Source organism: Hymenobacter sp. BT730 (assembly GCF_030542105.1).
Lineage (GTDB): Bacteria > Bacteroidota > Bacteroidia > Cytophagales > Hymenobacteraceae > Hymenobacter.
Map to the genome: position 1 here is coordinate 63,295 of NZ_JAUOFB010000006.1, position 15,950 is coordinate 79,244.

18 protein-coding genes are annotated in these 15,950 nt (G+C 54.0%); 14 read left to right on the forward strand and 4 right to left on the reverse strand.

Translation table 11 applies throughout. The features are described 5' to 3' along the window. Positions 1-120: 120 nt before the first annotated feature. The 5 genes from Q4G72_RS14935 (at position 121) to Q4G72_RS14955 (ending at position 4,936) form a co-directional block, all read left to right on the forward strand. Positions 121-2,472 carry a M1 family metallopeptidase gene (locus tag Q4G72_RS14935; protein WP_303312235.1) on the forward strand — a complete coding sequence of 784 codons (2,352 nt, stop codon included), beginning with the start codon at positions 121-123 and terminating at the stop codon, positions 2,470-2,472. A 103-nt stretch (positions 2,473-2,575) separates the two neighbouring features. Next, positions 2,576-3,316: a hypothetical protein gene (locus Q4G72_RS14940; protein ID WP_303312236.1), complete on the forward strand. Its 741-nt coding sequence runs from the start codon at positions 2,576-2,578 to the stop codon at positions 3,314-3,316. Between the two features lie 69 nt (positions 3,317-3,385). Beyond that, the gene (locus Q4G72_RS14945) at positions 3,386-3,760 is read left to right on the forward strand and encodes a PH domain-containing protein (protein ID WP_303312237.1); all 375 of its coding nucleotides are present in this window, start codon (positions 3,386-3,388) and stop codon (positions 3,758-3,760) included. Between the two features lie 68 nt (positions 3,761-3,828). After that, positions 3,829-4,203: a hypothetical protein gene (locus Q4G72_RS14950; protein WP_303312238.1), complete on the forward strand. Its 375-nt coding sequence runs from the start codon at positions 3,829-3,831 to the stop codon at positions 4,201-4,203. A gap of 79 nt (positions 4,204-4,282) precedes the next feature. Next, positions 4,283-4,936 (forward strand): beta/alpha barrel domain-containing protein, encoded by a 654-nt coding sequence (locus Q4G72_RS14955; RefSeq protein WP_303312239.1) that lies wholly within the window; start codon positions 4,283-4,285, stop codon positions 4,934-4,936. An 82-nt stretch (positions 4,937-5,018) separates the two neighbouring features. Here the strand turns inward: Q4G72_RS14955 and Q4G72_RS14960 are convergent, their stop codons facing one another. Further along, a complete protein-coding gene (locus Q4G72_RS14960; protein WP_303312240.1) occupies positions 5,019-6,395 on the reverse strand; it encodes an NAD(P)/FAD-dependent oxidoreductase in 1,377 nt (458 codons plus the stop codon). 144 nt (positions 6,396-6,539) lie between these two features. After that, on the reverse strand, positions 6,540-7,220 hold the full coding sequence (locus Q4G72_RS14965) for a carboxypeptidase-like regulatory domain-containing protein (RefSeq protein WP_303312241.1): 681 nt from the start codon (positions 7,218-7,220) through the stop codon (positions 6,540-6,542). 111 nt (positions 7,221-7,331) lie between these two features. Here Q4G72_RS14965 and Q4G72_RS14970 point away from each other — a divergent pair, with 111 nt between their 5' ends. The 5 genes from Q4G72_RS14970 (at position 7,332) to pruA (ending at position 11,694) form a co-directional block, all read left to right on the forward strand. Further along, a complete protein-coding gene (locus tag Q4G72_RS14970; RefSeq protein WP_303312242.1) occupies positions 7,332-7,727 on the forward strand; it encodes an ArsR/SmtB family transcription factor in 396 nt (131 codons plus the stop codon). 39 nt (positions 7,728-7,766) lie between these two features. After that, a complete protein-coding gene (locus Q4G72_RS14975) occupies positions 7,767-8,084 on the forward strand; it encodes a (2Fe-2S) ferredoxin domain-containing protein (protein WP_303312243.1) in 318 nt (105 codons plus the stop codon). A gap of 87 nt (positions 8,085-8,171) precedes the next feature. Further along, positions 8,172-8,870: a YjjG family noncanonical pyrimidine nucleotidase gene (locus Q4G72_RS14980; RefSeq protein ID WP_303312244.1), complete on the forward strand. Its 699-nt coding sequence runs from the start codon at positions 8,172-8,174 to the stop codon at positions 8,868-8,870. Between the two features lie 58 nt (positions 8,871-8,928). Continuing rightward, complete coding sequence (locus Q4G72_RS14985; protein ID WP_303312245.1) at positions 8,929-9,477, forward strand: nucleoside/nucleotide kinase family protein; 549 nt, start codon at positions 8,929-8,931, stop codon at positions 9,475-9,477. 549 nt (positions 9,478-10,026) lie between these two features. Continuing rightward, the gene (gene pruA / locus Q4G72_RS14990) at positions 10,027-11,694 is read left to right on the forward strand and encodes an L-glutamate gamma-semialdehyde dehydrogenase (protein ID WP_303312246.1); all 1,668 of its coding nucleotides are present in this window, start codon (positions 10,027-10,029) and stop codon (positions 11,692-11,694) included. Between the two features lie 113 nt (positions 11,695-11,807). Here the strand turns inward: pruA and Q4G72_RS14995 are convergent, their stop codons facing one another. Both Q4G72_RS14995 and Q4G72_RS15000 read right to left on the reverse strand, forming a co-directional pair. Next, a complete protein-coding gene (locus tag Q4G72_RS14995) occupies positions 11,808-12,200 on the reverse strand; it encodes a hypothetical protein (RefSeq protein WP_303312247.1) in 393 nt (130 codons plus the stop codon). A gap of 65 nt (positions 12,201-12,265) precedes the next feature. Beyond that, positions 12,266-12,868 carry a Uma2 family endonuclease gene (locus tag Q4G72_RS15000; protein ID WP_303312248.1) on the reverse strand — a complete coding sequence of 201 codons (603 nt, stop codon included), beginning with the start codon at positions 12,866-12,868 and terminating at the stop codon, positions 12,266-12,268. Positions 12,869-12,999: 131 nt separating this feature from the next. Between Q4G72_RS15000 and Q4G72_RS15005 the strand changes: the two genes are divergently transcribed. The 4 genes from Q4G72_RS15005 to nuoD all read left to right on the forward strand — a co-directional run bounded on the left by Q4G72_RS15005 (position 13,000) and on the right by nuoD (position 15,945). Next, positions 13,000-13,392 carry an NADH-quinone oxidoreductase subunit A gene (locus Q4G72_RS15005; RefSeq protein WP_121238596.1) on the forward strand — a complete coding sequence of 131 codons (393 nt, stop codon included), beginning with the start codon at positions 13,000-13,002 and terminating at the stop codon, positions 13,390-13,392. 69 nt (positions 13,393-13,461) lie between these two features. Next, positions 13,462-14,016, forward strand: a complete 555-nt coding sequence (locus Q4G72_RS15010) for an NADH-quinone oxidoreductase subunit B (RefSeq protein ID WP_054414011.1) — start codon at positions 13,462-13,464, stop codon at positions 14,014-14,016. 75 nt (positions 14,017-14,091) lie between these two features. Further along, positions 14,092-14,658 carry an NADH-quinone oxidoreductase subunit C gene (locus tag Q4G72_RS15015; protein ID WP_303312249.1) on the forward strand — a complete coding sequence of 189 codons (567 nt, stop codon included), beginning with the start codon at positions 14,092-14,094 and terminating at the stop codon, positions 14,656-14,658. Between the two features lie 96 nt (positions 14,659-14,754). After that, positions 14,755-15,945: an NADH dehydrogenase (quinone) subunit D gene (gene nuoD, locus Q4G72_RS15020; RefSeq protein WP_044516265.1), complete on the forward strand. Its 1,191-nt coding sequence runs from the start codon at positions 14,755-14,757 to the stop codon at positions 15,943-15,945. Positions 15,946-15,950: the final 5 nt, after the last annotated feature.

Sequence of the window (15,950 nt, forward strand, 5' to 3'; positions counted from 1 at the left end):
CAACCTGTATAGGGGCTGCTAATCTGATGCAACGTTATCAGCCCAAAAGTGTCTTATTTCGCATTGCCATTTCGTAGCTTTGATTTTCTGTCCTTTGCTTTTCGTTTCACCCCAGTTTTCATGCTGAAACATTTCTTCCTCACAGCCGGTGTGGCGGTGCTGGTAGCGGGCCCTTTAGCCGCCCAGAACACCAACTCCGGCACCGATAAATTCTCCCAGTTGGGGCCAGAGCTGCCCACGCCCAACACGTATCGCACGGCCTCCGGCGCCCCCGGCAGCGAGTATTGGCAGCAGCGCGCCGACTACAACATTCAGGTGAAGCTGGATGATGAGAAGCAGTCCATCACGGGTTCCGAGGACATCACCTACACCAACCTCTCGCCCGATGTGCTGACCTATCTGTGGGTGCAGCTGGACCAGAACATCATGGACAAAAACTCCATCACGCAAGCCACGGAAGTCGGCGAGCTGTCGGATAAGATGTCCTTCCGCGGGTTGGAGTACCTGATGAACTCTGATTTTGAAGGTGGCTTCAAGATTTCGGAAGTAAAGCTGAAGGGCGGCAAAGCCCTGCCCCACGTTATCAACCACACCATGATGCGCATTGACCTGCCCACGCCCTTGCGGCCCAAGCAGGCGGTTACGTTCAGCATCAAGTGGAGCTATAACATCAACGACCAGCTGAAAATCAATCAGCGCTCCGGCTACGAGTTTTTCCCCGAGGACAAGAACTACCTCTACGAAATTGCCCAGTTCTACCCCCGCATGGCGGTGTACTCTGACTTTCAGGGCTGGCAGCACAAGCAGTTTTTGGGCAATGGCGAGTTTGCCCTGCCCTTCGGTGACTACCGCGTGAGCATTACGGCTCCCGCCGACCACGTGGTAGCTTCTACCGGCACCCTGCAGAACCCTGGCGAAGTACTAACCGCTACCCAGCGCCAGCGCCTGGAGAAAGCCAAAAACGCTAAAACGCCTGTGCTCATCGTGAGCCAGCAGGAAGCTGAAGCCGCCGAGCAGAAGCGTGCCAAAGGTACCAAAACCTGGACCTACGCCGCTAAAAACGTGCGTGACTTTGCCTGGGCTTCGTCCCGCAAATTTATCTGGGATGCCATGCAGATTAAGCAGGCCGGCAAGCCCGTAATGTGCATGAGCTACTACCCCAAAGAGGGCAACCCACTGTGGGGCAAATACTCCACGGAAGTAGTAGCGCACACCATTAAAACCTACTCCAAGTACACCATCGACTACGAATACCCGGTAGCTATTTCAGTGCACGGCCCAGTGGGCGGCATGGAATACCCCATGCTGTGCTTCAACGGCGGCCGCCCCGAGAAAGACGGCACCTACTCAGCGGAGCGGAAATACGGGATGATTTCGGTGATTATCCACGAAGTGGGCCACAACTTCTTCCCCATGATCATCAACTCCGATGAGCGCCAGTGGACGTGGATGGACGAAGGCCTGAACACCTTTGTGCAGTACCTCACGGAGCAGGAATGGGAGCGTGGCTACCCCTCGCGCCGCGGCGAGCCCAAGCTGATTGTGGACTACATGCGCACCGGCAAAAACGTGCAGACCCCGATTATGACCAACTCGGAATCGGTGCTGCAGTTTGGGCCGAACGCCTACGCCAAGCCCGCTACCGGCCTGAACATTCTGCGCGAGACCATTCTGGGCCGTCAGCTTTTCGATTACGCCTTTAAGGAATACGCCCGGCGCTGGGCCTACAAGCACCCCGAGCCCGCCGACTTCTTCCGCACAATGGAAGACGCTTCCGGCACCGACCTGGACTGGTTCTGGCGCGGCTGGTTCTACACCACCGACTACACCGACCTCAGCATTGAGGGCGTGAAGTGGTACACCGTAGACTCCAAAAACCCCGAAATTGAAAATGCCCGCAAGCGCGAGCAGCTGAACGCGGCCCCCAAGACCCTTTCGGAGCAGCGCAACCTGCAGGATATCAAGCGCACCCTGGTAGACGACAAGCCCGAACTGAAGGACTTCTACAACCAGTATGACCCGCTGGCTACCACGGAGGCCGACAAGAAGCGCTACCAGGAGTATGTATCTAAGCTCACCCCTGAGCAGCAGAAGCGCCTTTCCGGCGGCCTGCACTTCTACGAGGTAAGCCTGAAAAACCTGGGTGGCCTCACCATGCCGGTTATTGTGCAGATGACCTACGAGGACGGCAAGCAGGAAGTAGTGAACATCCCGGCTGAAATCTGGCGCAAGAACAATGCCCAGGTAACCAAGGTGTTCATCACCGAAAAGCCGGTAGTAAGCTTCGTGCTGGACCCCTTCCTGGAAACGGCCGATACAGACCTCTCCAACAATGCCTTCCCGCACCGGAATTCGCCTTCGCGCTTTGAGCTGTTCGAACAGCAGCAGCGCGTGCAGACTAACCCGATGCAGAACGCCATGCAGCAGACGGAGAAGAAGTCAAGCGGCAGCAGCACAGGCGGCAGTAACTAGATATAGATAATAGTAGAAATATCACTCGTTAAACGACCTCCTTGCTTAGGCAAGGAGGTCGTTTTTTATGTAGCTTCCAGAAGCTAAATACACCGTGCTACATATGAGCTTTCAAGAGGATAAAGAGTACTTCGCGTTTAATGAACAAAGATTTAATTATTGGCCTATATACGATACTATCAAGCAGTATTACCCTCTTGGGATATATACCAATGAAGAGAGCAGGGGATTATATGATAGTTATCCTGGCAGCAAAGCATTGCAGTCAGTTATACATAACAATATCTGGAACAAAAAGAATTTCAGCCAAGGATGGAGCGAATTTGAAAAATTCCTTCGCCAATACTTTAAGAGGCAGGTTATAGGGACGACCTATGCAAATGCACCTAGCTTTAGTTCCTATGTATTATTAGAAAAAACCCACTTAGATAAGCTATTCCATTATAAAGAGCTGCATTTCACCGTTAGTTTACTTGGCCCCTTCTACACGATTTATGGCCTTGATTTCACTGGTATTAAACTAGAAGAAATATGGGACCCATTAGATACTTCAAATAGAAGAATAGTTGACCGTAGCTCTATTAGTGCTATTACAACTTCTCCTTACCTAGAGTATGAAACTCACTTTATTGACTTAGAGGCACAGATAAAACAGCGTTATCCTCAGTTTCGGATGGTTCCATTCAACATGAACATGAAGAGCATAAAAGGACTACGCACAGGATTGTATCTTCAACAAGAAAACTGTGTCTTCCACGCTTTATTTAATGAAATCCATTCTTTAGCTGATACTCACATAGTTCGTGGGGATAAGTTTTATGGCCATAACGAATGGAGAATTTAGTAGATAAGACCAACTTGTTAGTTAGGAGTTTGAAGAATTACGTTACCTAAGTTTTCAACAACTTTTCACATGGGACTACTCGACGGCTTACTCGGCAATGCATCAGAAAAGGATGCGCAGGAACTACAGGATGAGTTGACGAAGGTGCTGGCTTCTACCGAGCGGGTAGAACGGGCCTACGTGCTCATCCGGGACCAGATAGTGTTTACCAACAAGCGCCTGATTACCGTGGATAAGCAGGGAATAACGGGCAAAAAGGCTGAGCTGCTGAGCATTCCTTACCGCAGCATCACGCAGTTTTCTATGGAAACCACCGGGCACTTTGATATTGAGTCGGAGCTGAAAATCTGGGTGCGCGGTCAGGCGGCCCCCATCATCAAAACCTTCCGCGACGATAAAAGCATCCACGACATTTACCGGGCCCTGAGCGAGTACGCCTTGTAGAGCAGCTGCCTGCAATCATTTCGGCAGGCCAAGGCTCCTTAAGGCATACCCCTACTCTACCCCTGTTTATGCATAAGTTATTTCTGGCTACCGTTGTCGGCTTGTTAGCCTTGGGGCTGATTAGTAGCTGCAGGGAAGAAAATGTAGATCTGCAAATGGACTGCGCCCGTGGCCGGGTAATTAGCCACAGCTGCAACGGCTTGCTTATTCAGTTGCTAGAGGAGCCTACCATTGGTCAAAGCATTACGTATCAGGACACGGTATATACCAACGTTTTTGGCACCTACTCCCCACTTTCTGATACGCTAAGCGCTGGCGACACCTTCGTATTCAGTCTGCAGCCTGCCACTGATGCGGAAGCGGGTGCTCATCCTTGCCTGGCCATCTACCAGAGTTTCGACGTGCCCCAACTCACAGTGGGGCCGGCTAAATGCCAGAAATAGTTCTGGCTCCCAGGGCTGGCTATGTTAAACCGTGTTTAGCATAAGGGGCGGTGGGCCTGACTTATTATTTCATCTGCCCATGGCTCGATTTACTCGTACCCAAACCATTGCCCAAGCGAGGCAAACTCCGCTTATTCCGGTGTTTTATCACGCGCAGCAGTCCTATGCCCGCCAAGTCTTAAAGGCCTGTTATGAAGGCGGGGTGCGGCTTTTTGAGTTTACCAATCGGGGCCCCAACGACTTTACCATCTTTGCCGAGCTGCAGCGCTTTGTGGAAGCAGAATACCCCGACCTGCAACTGGGCGCGGGCACTATTTTCACGGCCGAGGAAGCGGAGCACTTTATTGATGCCGGGGCCGATTTTATCATCCAACCCATCATCAGCCCGGAAGTAGCCGCCGTTTGTCAGCGCCACGATTTGGCCTGGCTTCCCGGAGCCATGACGCTCAACGAGGTATACCAGGCCCAGCAAATGGGGGCCGCCTTGGTAAAGCTTTTTCCATCGGCGCAGTTAGGGCCAGCCTACCTGAAAGCATTGCGAGGCTCGATGCCCACCCTGCCCATAATGGTTACGGGCGGCATCCAGCCTACCGTACCGGTCCTCACGGAATGGCGCGATGCGGGCGCCACTTGTGCGGGGATTGATGCCCGCCTGCTGCTGACGGATAATCCAGCCACCTTATCGGCGCAGGTAACTATGCTGCTGCGGGCCCTGAGTACCAAAGTAGAATAGACAGGACTTATGAAACAAGCAGTGGGGCCCGGTAACGAATAGTACGTTACCGGGCCCCACTGCTTGTTTTTAGCCGAATAGGCTACCCTACCGGCGTTTGAATAGCTGGCGGTGCGGGGTTGTACTGGGGCGTAGCATTCTGGTGTTCGGCGGGACGCTTGCCTTTGTCGTCCTTCATATCCCGGCGGCTGAAGGGACGAATAATGAGGCGCAGCGCTTGGTCGGAGCTGAAGTAGCTGAAGGCCCAGTCGACGAAGGCTACCACTTTATTGCGGAAGCCCACCAGTGTCATCAGGTGCACAAAAAGCCACGTAAACCAGCCCATAATGCCGTTGAAGTGCACATCTTTGGGCAAGTCTACCACGGCCTTGTTGCGGCTCACAATGGCCATAACGCCTTTGTTCAGGTACTTAAAGTTTTCGGGCGCTTGTCCCTGCAGAACCCGCACCAGGTTCTTAGCCAGTAAATCCGCCTGTTGCTGGGCTACGGGTGCCAGCATGGGCAAGCCGCGGGGCATTTCCTCGGTCACCATATTGGCTACGTCGCCAATAGCGAAGACATTTTCGAAGCCTTCCACGCGGTTCCACTGGTTGACGTTGATGCGCTTATTGCGCGCCACAATTTCGGGCGGCAAGCCCGCCACGGCAGCCCCATTTACCCCGGCTGCCCAAATAAGGTTTTCGGTTGGAATAAAGTCAGTTTCGGAATAATAAGCCCGGCAGTTTTCGTAGCGCTTTATAGAAGTATTCAGGCGAATCTGCACGCCCAGCTCTTCCAGATATTCCTGTGATTTCTGCTGCGACTTTTTAGACATCGGCCCTAGTAGCTCTCCCCCGGCTTCTACCAGAATAATCTGCATCTGGCGCAAATCCAGCTCGGGGTAATCTTTGGGCAGTACGTGCTTGCGCATCTCCGCCAAAGAGCCACTGATTTCTACTCCAGTGGGCCCACCACCCACGACTACTATATTCAGCAGCGCCTGCCGCTCATCCGGATTTTCGGTGAGCAGCGCTTTTTCGAAGTTCTGAAAAATAAAGCTGCGCAGATTCAGGGCATTGGGAATGCTTTTGATCTGCATGGCATTGCGCTCCAGGCTCTCAATACCAAAGAAATTGGTGAGGGAGCCGGTAGCCAGCACCAGATAGTCGTAGCGAATGTCGCCGATGTGGGTAACCACCGTGTTGCGCTCCGGATCTACGCGCTGCACATCGGCCATGCGGTAGAAGAAATTCTCCTGGCCCGCAAATATTTTACGAATGGGATAGGCAATGCTGTCAGCTTCCAGCGCGCCGGTAGCTACTTGATAAAGAAGCGGTTGAAAATTGTGGTAGTTATTCCGGTCGATGACCACTACCTGCACTGGGGCGTGGCGCAATTCTTTAGCCAGACGCAGGCCGGCAAAGCCACAGCCTACAATTACTACCCGCGGATTTTTTGAAACCGGAAGGTTCGTATCCATATAAAATCAGCTACTAATGAAGCAAACACTGGCTTTACCGGGAAAACCCTTCGGAGGTTGCCTTGCGCAGCACGGGAACCGGGTAAAACGAAAAACGCCATGCTGGGGAGCATGGCGTTTCGTATGGTGGATTAGCACAGACGCTTAGTATTCGTCGTCCGTTTTCTTTTTGAAGTCGCCTTTTTTCACCTGGTTGATAAGCTGCAGCCAGCTAAAGGGGTTCAGCAGTGGGTTGTTGGCCTGCACCGATGGGCCGATGCCCATGCGCCGGTCCCGGTCGAACTGCTGCTGCTGCATAGTTTGGCGGTAGTTACCCACACTGGTAACCGGGGCATTGTTGAAAATGCGCCGCATAATCTCCTCGTTAAGGTTTTCGGCGGTGCGGGAGCCCCGCTCGGTGGGCAAGCGCAGGGCCAGAAAGGCCTTTTTAAAGTCTTTTTCCGTCACGTAGGGAAAAATGCGCACTTCCGGCAGCATGGTGGCATCTTCCTTCAGCTGCACAATAACGGAGTAGCTCTGGCGCGGGTAGTCCGGCGGAATTACCACCCACTGGTTGCGGTAGCCCAGGGAGCGAATCACAATACTATCACCGGCCAACACGGGCAGGGAGAAATAGCCGTAGGCGTTGGTGGCTGTGCCACGGCCGGCCTGGGGTACCATTACGGTGGCGCCTGGTACGCCCAAAAGGGAGTCGCCGGTAGCTACAATGCCCGTAAACTGCACTACGCGCCGCTGGCCCTGTGCCTGGGCACCCAAAGAGCAGGCCGCCCATATCAGCAGCACTAACGCGGCAAAAAGGTATTTATATCGAACTACAACAGACATACAAGGCATTACAGACTACAAGTATACGGCGCTTTTGGGGGGAGCCGGCCGGTTTAGCGTAAATTTGTGGCGCCCCCGGCCACTGGTTCTGCCCTCCTGCTTTTACAAAAGATGCGCCTAAAACACTTCACCGTTGCATTTGGCCTCCCAATTTTTAAAGCCCTCGGCGACGAAAGCCGCGTCCGCATCCTGCACTTGCTCTGGCGAAACCAGGAAATGTGCATTTCCGACCTGGAACAGGTGTTGGACTTCACTCAAACAAAGACTTCCCGCCAATTATTGTTTTTAAAAAATGCGGGGCTCGTCAGCTTCCGCCGCCTCGATAATTGGGTGTTCTATTATCTCAAGGACGAGGTGATTGAGTTGATGCAGCAGTTGCTGGGCTACCTGGAGCGCGACCCGCAGCTGGTGCAGGACCAGCAGGTGTATCAAACGCTCTGGTCTAACCGGGAACTGGCCGCGTATAAGCTGCAAAACCGCCGCTGGATCGGAACGCCCGTTTCTTAATCCATCCGTCCTTCTCCGTCTGCCCTCTTCCCTCTTCCCATGCTGCTTGATCATCACCTATTCGTCTGCACCAATCAGAAAAACGAAATCGGCCAGGATGTTGCCAGGGCGCTCAAAATGGAGCTTAAAAAGCAGGGACTGAAAAGCCTGCTGACGGGCGAAAAAAAACGCCGGAACCGCGTGCAGACCTGCAACTGCCTGGACCAGTGCAAGCACTGCAAGAAAGGTCCTGGCGCGGCCTTAGTCATTTACCCTGAGGGCACGTTTTATGGCGACGTGAAGCCGAAAGACGCCGCCGAAATTGTGCAGAAACACTTGGGCGAAGGCCAGGTTATTAAGCGGTTACTGATTGATTAATTCGCTTAGTCATCCAAATCTGCCTGTTATCCTTCACCGGGTCAGAAAGACAATGGAAAATACCCTCATCCCTCATTACTAGCTTCCTTGAAATCTTATCGTCACCTCTTTTTCGACCTTGACCACACGCTCTGGGATTTCGAAACCAATGCGGATGAAACCCTACGTCATCTGTTCGACCACCATGATCTGGCGCGTTACGGCACATTTACGGTCGACGAGTTTATTCAGGTGTATTCCGATATCAACCACGGCCTGTGGCGCCTGTATCAAAACAATAAAATAACGCAGCAGCAACTACGCGCCACTCGTTTCCCGCGAACCTTCGTGAAGCTGGGCCTGACAGAAGCGGACTCGCCGGCCGGCATTTCAGAGCAGTTCACGGATATTCTACCTAAGAAGTCAGCGGTATTTCCCTACACCTATGAGGTGCTGGACTACCTACGTGACAAAGGCTACGAGCTGCACCTGATTACCAATGGCTTCAAGGATATTCAGTACATCAAGCTAAGTGCCTCCAGCCTGACGGACTATTTCCAGGAAATTGTCACCTCTGAATGTTGTGGTCACCTCAAGCCCGATACGCGCATTTTTCAGCACGCGCTGGAGCGCACCGGTGCCACGGCCTCCGAGAGCCTGATGATAGGCGACAATCTGGAGTGTGACGTGCTGGGTGCCTATAATGCCGGTATTGATCAGGTGTATTTCAACCCCGAAAAGCGCCGCCACTTTAATGAGGTAACCTACGAAATCAGCTGCCTGAGCGAGTTGCGCGAAATCCTCTAACCACGCTTTTCCCATCAAGGGCTGGCAATTGCACCGTTCCTCCCGACCTTTGCCCGCTATGGTACAACTCATCGGACTCTCGGGAAAGCGCGGCAGCGGCAAAGACACCGTAGCTCACCTGATTCAATTATTGCAGCCCGAGCGCAACTGGCAGATCATGTCCTTCGGGGATGCCATTAAAGCGGTATGCGCCACGCTGGCGGGCGAAGACACCGCTCCATACTACAACCAAACGGGCAAAACCGAGCTGCTACCCGCTTTCGGCCGCACTCGCGGCGAAATGCTGCAGCAAGTGGGCGCGGCCCTGCGCGCCTGGGACTACGAAATCTGGGTGAAGGCATTTTTTGCCCGTCTGCCGCAAAATCAGTTTGTCATCATTCCGGATGTGCGCTTCCCCAACGAGGCCCAGCCTATTCTGGACCGCGGTGGCATTATGCTGCGCGTAGAAGGCGACCCACTCCACCAGCGCGGCGACGGCACCCGCGACGACAACCACCCCAGCGAAACGGTAATGGATACGTATGACCAGTTCACGGCCGTACTGCGCAACTCCGGCTCCCGCCAGGAGTTAGAACAGCAGGTACGGAACTTGCTCCAAAAACTTTAGAAAACAGTGTTATCTGAGCCTATATGCCCTTTAAAGAAACTGCACGTTGGACACTGTTATTTCTGATAACAATTCCTACTAGCTGTGTTCTGCTATTCACTTTTATACTAGGCAACTACTCGAGTTGGGTAACAAGCCAAGGACCCTCGGCTACAGCTATTGTACTAGCAAAGCGAGACAGTGTCCCTTCTAGGGCCATGACTCGTGATTATCGAGTCCGAGTTGTTTTTCAAATCGAAAACACCAGGTCAGTTATTGCTGACGCTGAAGTGAACAGTAATACGTATTCCTCTCTCCATATTAATGATAGGGTTAATTTACATTATGATGCTAAGCAGCCCATAAAAGTGGCTTTATCCTCAGAAGCATGGTTTCACTGGAACAGTTTGGCTGTACTACTGTTGGGCCTAGTATTGCTTTTGCCAATAGCCACAGCAAAGCATTATATCAGGAAGTGACTTATAGTATTTCCTAACCGATACCCGCTTTACTCTCTACCTTTGCCCCGCCCATCCCTACAATAATCTGCAACCCAAACCCGCAACCGCTATGGCCAACGGCTTTTTTAACGTTCCCACCCCGATTAATGAGCCTGTAAAAGGCTATGCGCCCAACTCGCCGGAGCGCCTGGAGTTGCTCAAGACTCTGAAAGAGCTTAAGCAGCAGCAGCGCGACATTCCCATGCACATCGGCGGCAAGGAAATCCGCACGGGCAAAACCCAGAAAATCACTCCTCCTCACGACCACCAGCACGTCCTCGGCCATTTCCATGCCGGTGATGCTTCGCACGTAGGTCAGGCTATTGAAGCGGCTCTGGCCGCCCGCACCTACTGGGCCGAAATGCCCTGGGAGCACCGCGCCGCAATCTTCCTGAAAGCCGCCGACCTGCTGGCCGGCCCCTACCGTGCCCGCCTGAACGCAGCTACTATGCTGGGGCAGAGCAAAAACGCCTTCCAGGCCGAAATTGACGCCGCTTGCGAGCTGATTGACTTTTTCCGCTTCAACGTGCACTTCATGCAGGAAATCTACCGGCAGCAGCCGGAGAGCCTGCCCGGCATGTGGAACCGCCTGGAGCACCGCCCGCTGGAAGGCTTCGTGTTTGCCCTTACGCCTTTCAACTTCACTTCCATTGCCGGTAACCTGCCTACTTCCGTAGCCATGATGGGCAATGTGGTGGTATGGAAGCCCGCCAACACCCAGATTTACTCAGCCCAGGTGCTGATGGAGCTGTTCAAGGAAGCCGGCGTTCCGGATGGCGTTATCAACCTGGTGTATGTAGATGGCCCTACCGCCGGTGATGTTATCTTCTCGCACCCCGATTTTGCTGGTATCCACTTCACCGGTTCTACCGGCGTGTTCCAGAACATCTGGAAGACCATCGGCCAGAACATCAGCAACTACAAGAGCTACCCACGCATTGTGGGTGAAACCGGCGGCAAGGACTTTATCCTGGCCCACCACTCGGCGCATCCGCGTCAGGTGGCCACGGCCATCAGCCGCGGTGCGTTTGAATATCAGGGCCAGAAGTGCTCCGCGGCTTCCCGCGTGTATATCCCCAGCAACATCTGGGATGAGGTGAAAGGCTACCTGCAGGAGGACCTGAAGTCGTTCAAAATGGGCGATGTGGAGGATTTCTCCAACTTCATCAACGCTGTTATCAGTGAGACCTCCTTTGATAAACTGGCCAAGTATATTGACGGTGCCAAGGCCGACGACTCCGCCGAAATCATTGCCGGCGGTAACTACGACAAGTCGAAAGGCTACTTCATTGAGCCCACGATTATCGTGACCAAGAACCCGCAGTACATCACCATGTGCGACGAGCTGTTCGGCCCCGTGCTCACACTGTACGTGTACGATTCGCAGGAATTCGAGAAAACGCTGGACCTGGTCGACGGCACCTCGCCCTACGCCCTCACTGGCGCTATCTTCTCCCAGGACCGCTACGCCATTGATCTGGCCTCGAAGCGCCTGGTGCACGCCGCCGGCAACTTCTACATCAACGACAAGCCCACAGGCGCTGTAGTTGGTCAGCAGCCCTTCGGCGGTGCCCGCGCCAGTGGCACCAACGACAAGGCCGGCTCCATGCTGAACCTGCTCCGTTGGGTGTCGCCGCGCGCTATCAAGGAAACCTTCGTGCCACCGGTCGATTACCGCTACCCCTTCCTAGGCGTAGACAACCACGAGGACCTGAACGTAGCGAAAGGCGGCTTCTAAGCCATTTGCCTTTGTATAGAAAAAGCCGCTCCGGATTACCGAGGCGGCTTTTTCTATACTACGAGTGTCATGCTGAGCTGGCCGAAGCATCTCTCCCGCTTCGTTGTGATGAATTAATCTTCGCTATCATCTTCAATTAGCCACTCAGCCTCATTATTTACGGGGCGAGGTAGTCTACCCTCTAGCCATGTTTTGAGATTATCAGGTGTGAAGTTCTTATCAGTATTTTCAATTACCCAAGACAGAAATTCCTGTGGGCCACCATTCATGTAAGGTGGTGGCGAAACTGGATAAAAAGTAGTAGGCAATTTCTCATCTAAGGACAGGTAATTGACAATATGGCCTAGTTCCTGAACTACTTGCCAAGCCAGTGGATGCTTAATATCAATTCTGAACTTCACCCACCATATCCCCTCTCCGCTTATTCCTTTCCCAATCGTGCCTTCAATGGCCGGTACTTGCAAGAGAAGGCGCTGAAGCGAGTTGAATATTTGGTCATTCATCATTGACAAATATGATATTCATGCGAAGCAGTAGAGATGCTTCGGCCAGCTCAGCATGACACATTCTACTACAACTCCGCCGGTGGCTGCGCCCGCATCGGCGTAATGTCTATTTCATCATAAATATCACGCACCCGCAGCGTGCTGGCCAGTTCCGGAATTTCGAGCGTGTCCGTCAGCTCGCCCAGCGGCGTGAACGACCACACGCCGCTTTCTTCGCGCCGAAACCACTCTACCAGGCAGGTGTGCTGGGAAACCAGCAGGTAGTGCTGCAATGAAGGGAGCTGTTTGTACTGATTGAATTTCCAGCTCCGGTCATGGTCGGCGGTGGAGGGCGAGAGGATTTCGATAATGAGCACCGGATGGCGCATGGTGCGTTCAGCTGCCAGATCTTCGGTATCACACGTCACCATCACATCCGGATAGGTATGATAATGACCCTCCTGGACCGCTAGCTGCACACCTTCCAGAAAAACGCGGCATCCTTTGCCACGCACGGCCTGCCGCAAGGCGAAAGCGCAGTTTTGCGCAATGAGGTTATGCCGGGGAGTAGCCCCCGACATAGCATACACTTCCCCCTCAAAAAACTCGTGCCGCTGCTCTGAAACTTCTTCCAGCGCCTGGTACTCTTCTACGGTATAGCGCCGTGGTGGGGATTGAGGATGTGCCATATCACAACTGCTGATTTGCCCAAATATACGCCATTCCCTTACCCACCCGGTTTAACCTTTGTTCCCAACCCTCCAAGCCCTACCTTTGCCCTTCAATGCCGTTCCCGAACGGCCTTTTCCCGTTGCTGCTTATGCTTCTCGCTGTAACTACCAACTACCAGCCTTCTGACTTTCTGCCGATTATCGTGCAGTTTGTGCTGGCTATTGCCTTCGTGGCTTTTTCCATGATTGCCTCTCACCTCATCGGTCCGCGCCGCAAGAGCCGCGTGAAAGATGAAGCCTTTGAGTGCGGTATCGAATCGGTGGGCAATGCGCGCACACCTATTTCGGTGAAGTACTTCCTCACAGCCATTCTGTTTGTACTGTTTGATGTGGAAGTAATCTTCATGTACCCCTGGGCAGTGAACTTCCGGGAGCTGGGCAAAACCGGCTTCTACGAAATGATTGTGTTCCTGGCGCTGCTCATGGCGGGCTTTGCTTACGTCATTAAAAAGGGCGTCCTGCGCTGGAACGAAGCCCGTTAGGGCAAACTTTTAGCCCGAAACGGGTGTTCAAAAGTGGAATTTTCCACTTTCTTCTACTGACCTTTCCTCATGGATAATAGAGTTCCTGAAATCAAAACCGTAGAGGCACCGGAAGGCATTGAGGGTGCAGGCTTCTTCGCTACGTCGCTGGAAAAGGTGGTGGGCATTGCCCGCGCCAACTCCCTGTGGCCGTTGCCTTTCGCTACTTCGTGCTGCGGTATCGAGTTCATGGCTACCATGGGCTCGCACTACGATATTTCCCGCTTTGGCTCCGAGCGTCCTTCGTTCTCGCCGCGCCAGGCAGACCTGCTGATGGTGATGGGCACCATTGCTAAGAAGATGGCTCCCATTGTAAAGCAGGTATACGAGCAAATGGCCGAGCCCCGCTGGGTACTGGCCATGGGCGCCTGCGCCTGCTCCGGTGGTATTTTCGATAGCTACTCCGTGCTGCAGGGCATCGACCGGATTATCCCGGTAGACGTGTACGTGCCTGGCTGCCCACCCCGCCCCGAGCAGGTGCTGGATGGCCTGATGCGTGTGCAGGATCTGGCCAAAAACGAATCTATGCGCCGCCGCAACTCGCCCGAGTATCAGGCCCTGCTGGCGTCTTATAACATTAAGTAAGAAGCCGGCAGCGGGGAGCGGGAAGTTCATTCCTGCTCCTCGCTGCCCTTCTCTCCTCTAGCTTCTTCCACCAGAATGGCTGAACAGAACGAAGAATCTCCCGCTGCCCAGGAAACTGCCGCGGCACTGGACCCGGCCGCGCAGAAAAACGCGCAGCTGCTGGCTTTGCTGCACCGCTTGTTCGGGGCCGATGCCTTTACCGATGTAGAGGAGCCCTACGGCATGCTGACGGTGACCACCACGCGTGAGCGGATTCACGATATCCTGGCCGGCCTGCAACAGGACCAGGAATTGCAGCTCAACTTCCTCACCACCATGTGCGGCATGCACTGGCCGGAGCGTGAAGGCGAGGAGCTGGGCATGGTCTACATGCTGCACAGCCTGGTGCACAACATCCGTCTACGCCTGAAAATTTTCTTCCCCATTGCCGACCCCGTAGTGCCCACGATGACGGACATCTACGCTACGGCCAACTGGATGGAGCGCGAGGCTTATGACTACTTCGGCATTCTGTTCCCCGGGCATCCTAACCTCATTCGCATCCTCAATGTGGAGGACATGGACTACTACCCCATGCGCAAAGAGTATGCGCTGGAGGACGGTACCCGCGAAGACAAAACCGACCTTTTCTTCGGCCGCTAGGCCCCTGATACCTTTATCATGGCAGTAAACGACACGCTGGAAGGCACCCATAAAATCATTGAGTCAGCGAAGGAGCAGGATGCGCGCATCAACCCGATGCACCCGGCCGTCAACGACTTCAACCAGGAGCTGACCACGCTGAACCTGGGGCCCACGCACCCCGCTACCCACGGCATCTTCCAGAATATTCTGCAGATGGACGGAGAGCGAATTATTTCGGGCGTGCCCACTATCGGCTACATCCACCGCGCCTTCGAGAAAATTGCTGAGCGCCGGCCTTTCTACCAGATTACGCCCCTGACGGACCGTATGAACTACTGTTCGTCGCCCATCAACAACATGGGCTGGCACATGACGGTAGAGAAGCTGCTGGGCGTTACGGTGCCCACCCGCGCCCAGTATATGCGCGTGATTGTGATGGAGCTGGCGCGTATCACCGACCACCTCATCTGCAACTCCATTCTGGGGGTAGATACCGGCGCATTTACGGGCTTCCTGTATGTGTTTCAGGAGCGTGAGAAGGTGTATGAGATTTACGAGGAAATCTGCGGTGCCCGCCTCACCACTAACATGGGCCGTGTGGGTGGCATGGAGCGTGACTTTACGCCCGTTGCCCTGCAGAAGCTGCGCGACTGGCTGAAGACCTTCCCGGCTGTGATGCGGGAGTTTGAGAAGATGTTCAACCGCAACCGCATCTTCATGGACCGCACCCAGAACGTGGGCGGTATCACGGCGGAAAAGGCACTGAACTACGGCTTCACGGGCCCCAACCTGCGCGCCGCCGGCGTCGACTACGACGTGCGGGTGATGAACCCCTACTCTTCCTATCAGGATTTCGATTTTGAAATTCCGGTGGGCACCAACGGCGACACCTACGACCGTTTCCTGGTGCGCAACGAGGAAATTTGGCAGAGCCTGCGCATTATCAATCAGGCCTTGGAAAACCTGCCGGAAGGCCCCTTCCACGCCGATGCGCCGCATTACTACCTGCCACCCAAGCAGGCCGTGTACCAGAACATGGAGGCCCTTATCTACCACTTCAAAATCATCATGGGTGAGATTGAAGCGCCGGTGGGTGAAGTGTATCACTCCGTGGAAGGTGGTAACGGCGAGCTTGGCTTCTACCTCGTTTCGGACGGGGGCCGCACGCCCTACCGCCTGCATTTCCGCCGCCCTTGCTTTATCTACTACCAGGCTTACCCCGAAATGGTGGTGGGCTCAACCCTCTCCGACGCCATCGTGACCTTGTCGTCGATGAACGTTATTGCCGGGGAGCTGGACGCGTAGTTTTT

Bases quoted from the DNA above. Each gene is read 5' to 3' on its own strand.
- Q4G72_RS14940 (WP_303312236.1), top strand. From the start codon at position 2,576: ATGAGCTTTCAAGAGGATAAAGAGTACTTCGCGTTTAATGAACAAAGA.
- Q4G72_RS14935 (WP_303312235.1), top strand. From the start codon at position 121: ATGCTGAAACATTTCTTCCTCACAGCCGGTGTGGCGGTGCTGGTAGCG.
- Q4G72_RS14945 (WP_303312237.1), top strand. From the start codon at position 3,386: ATGGGACTACTCGACGGCTTACTCGGCAATGCATCAGAAAAGGATGCG.
- Q4G72_RS14955 (WP_303312239.1), top strand. From the start codon at position 4,283: ATGGCTCGATTTACTCGTACCCAAACCATTGCCCAAGCGAGGCAAACT.
- Q4G72_RS14995 (WP_303312247.1), bottom strand. From the start codon at position 12,200: ATGATGAATGACCAAATATTCAACTCGCTTCAGCGCCTTCTCTTGCAA.
- Q4G72_RS14950 (WP_303312238.1), top strand. From the start codon at position 3,829: ATGCATAAGTTATTTCTGGCTACCGTTGTCGGCTTGTTAGCCTTGGGG.
- Q4G72_RS15005 (WP_121238596.1), top strand. From the start codon at position 13,000: ATGCTTCTCGCTGTAACTACCAACTACCAGCCTTCTGACTTTCTGCCG.
- Q4G72_RS15015 (WP_303312249.1), top strand. From the start codon at position 14,092: ATGGCTGAACAGAACGAAGAATCTCCCGCTGCCCAGGAAACTGCCGCG.
- Q4G72_RS14985 (WP_303312245.1), top strand. From the start codon at position 8,929: ATGGTACAACTCATCGGACTCTCGGGAAAGCGCGGCAGCGGCAAAGAC.
- Q4G72_RS14970 (WP_303312242.1), top strand. From the start codon at position 7,332: ATGCGCCTAAAACACTTCACCGTTGCATTTGGCCTCCCAATTTTTAAA.
- nuoD (WP_044516265.1), top strand. From the start codon at position 14,755: ATGCACCCGGCCGTCAACGACTTCAACCAGGAGCTGACCACGCTGAAC.
- Q4G72_RS15000 (WP_303312248.1), bottom strand. From the start codon at position 12,868: ATGGCACATCCTCAATCCCCACCACGGCGCTATACCGTAGAAGAGTAC.
- Q4G72_RS14965 (WP_303312241.1), bottom strand. From the start codon at position 7,220: ATGTCTGTTGTAGTTCGATATAAATACCTTTTTGCCGCGTTAGTGCTG.
- Q4G72_RS14975 (WP_303312243.1), top strand. From the start codon at position 7,767: ATGCTGCTTGATCATCACCTATTCGTCTGCACCAATCAGAAAAACGAA.
- Q4G72_RS14960 (WP_303312240.1), bottom strand. From the start codon at position 6,395: ATGGATACGAACCTTCCGGTTTCAAAAAATCCGCGGGTAGTAATTGTA.
- pruA (WP_303312246.1), top strand. From the start codon at position 10,027: ATGGCCAACGGCTTTTTTAACGTTCCCACCCCGATTAATGAGCCTGTA.
- Q4G72_RS15010 (WP_054414011.1), top strand. From the start codon at position 13,462: ATGGATAATAGAGTTCCTGAAATCAAAACCGTAGAGGCACCGGAAGGC.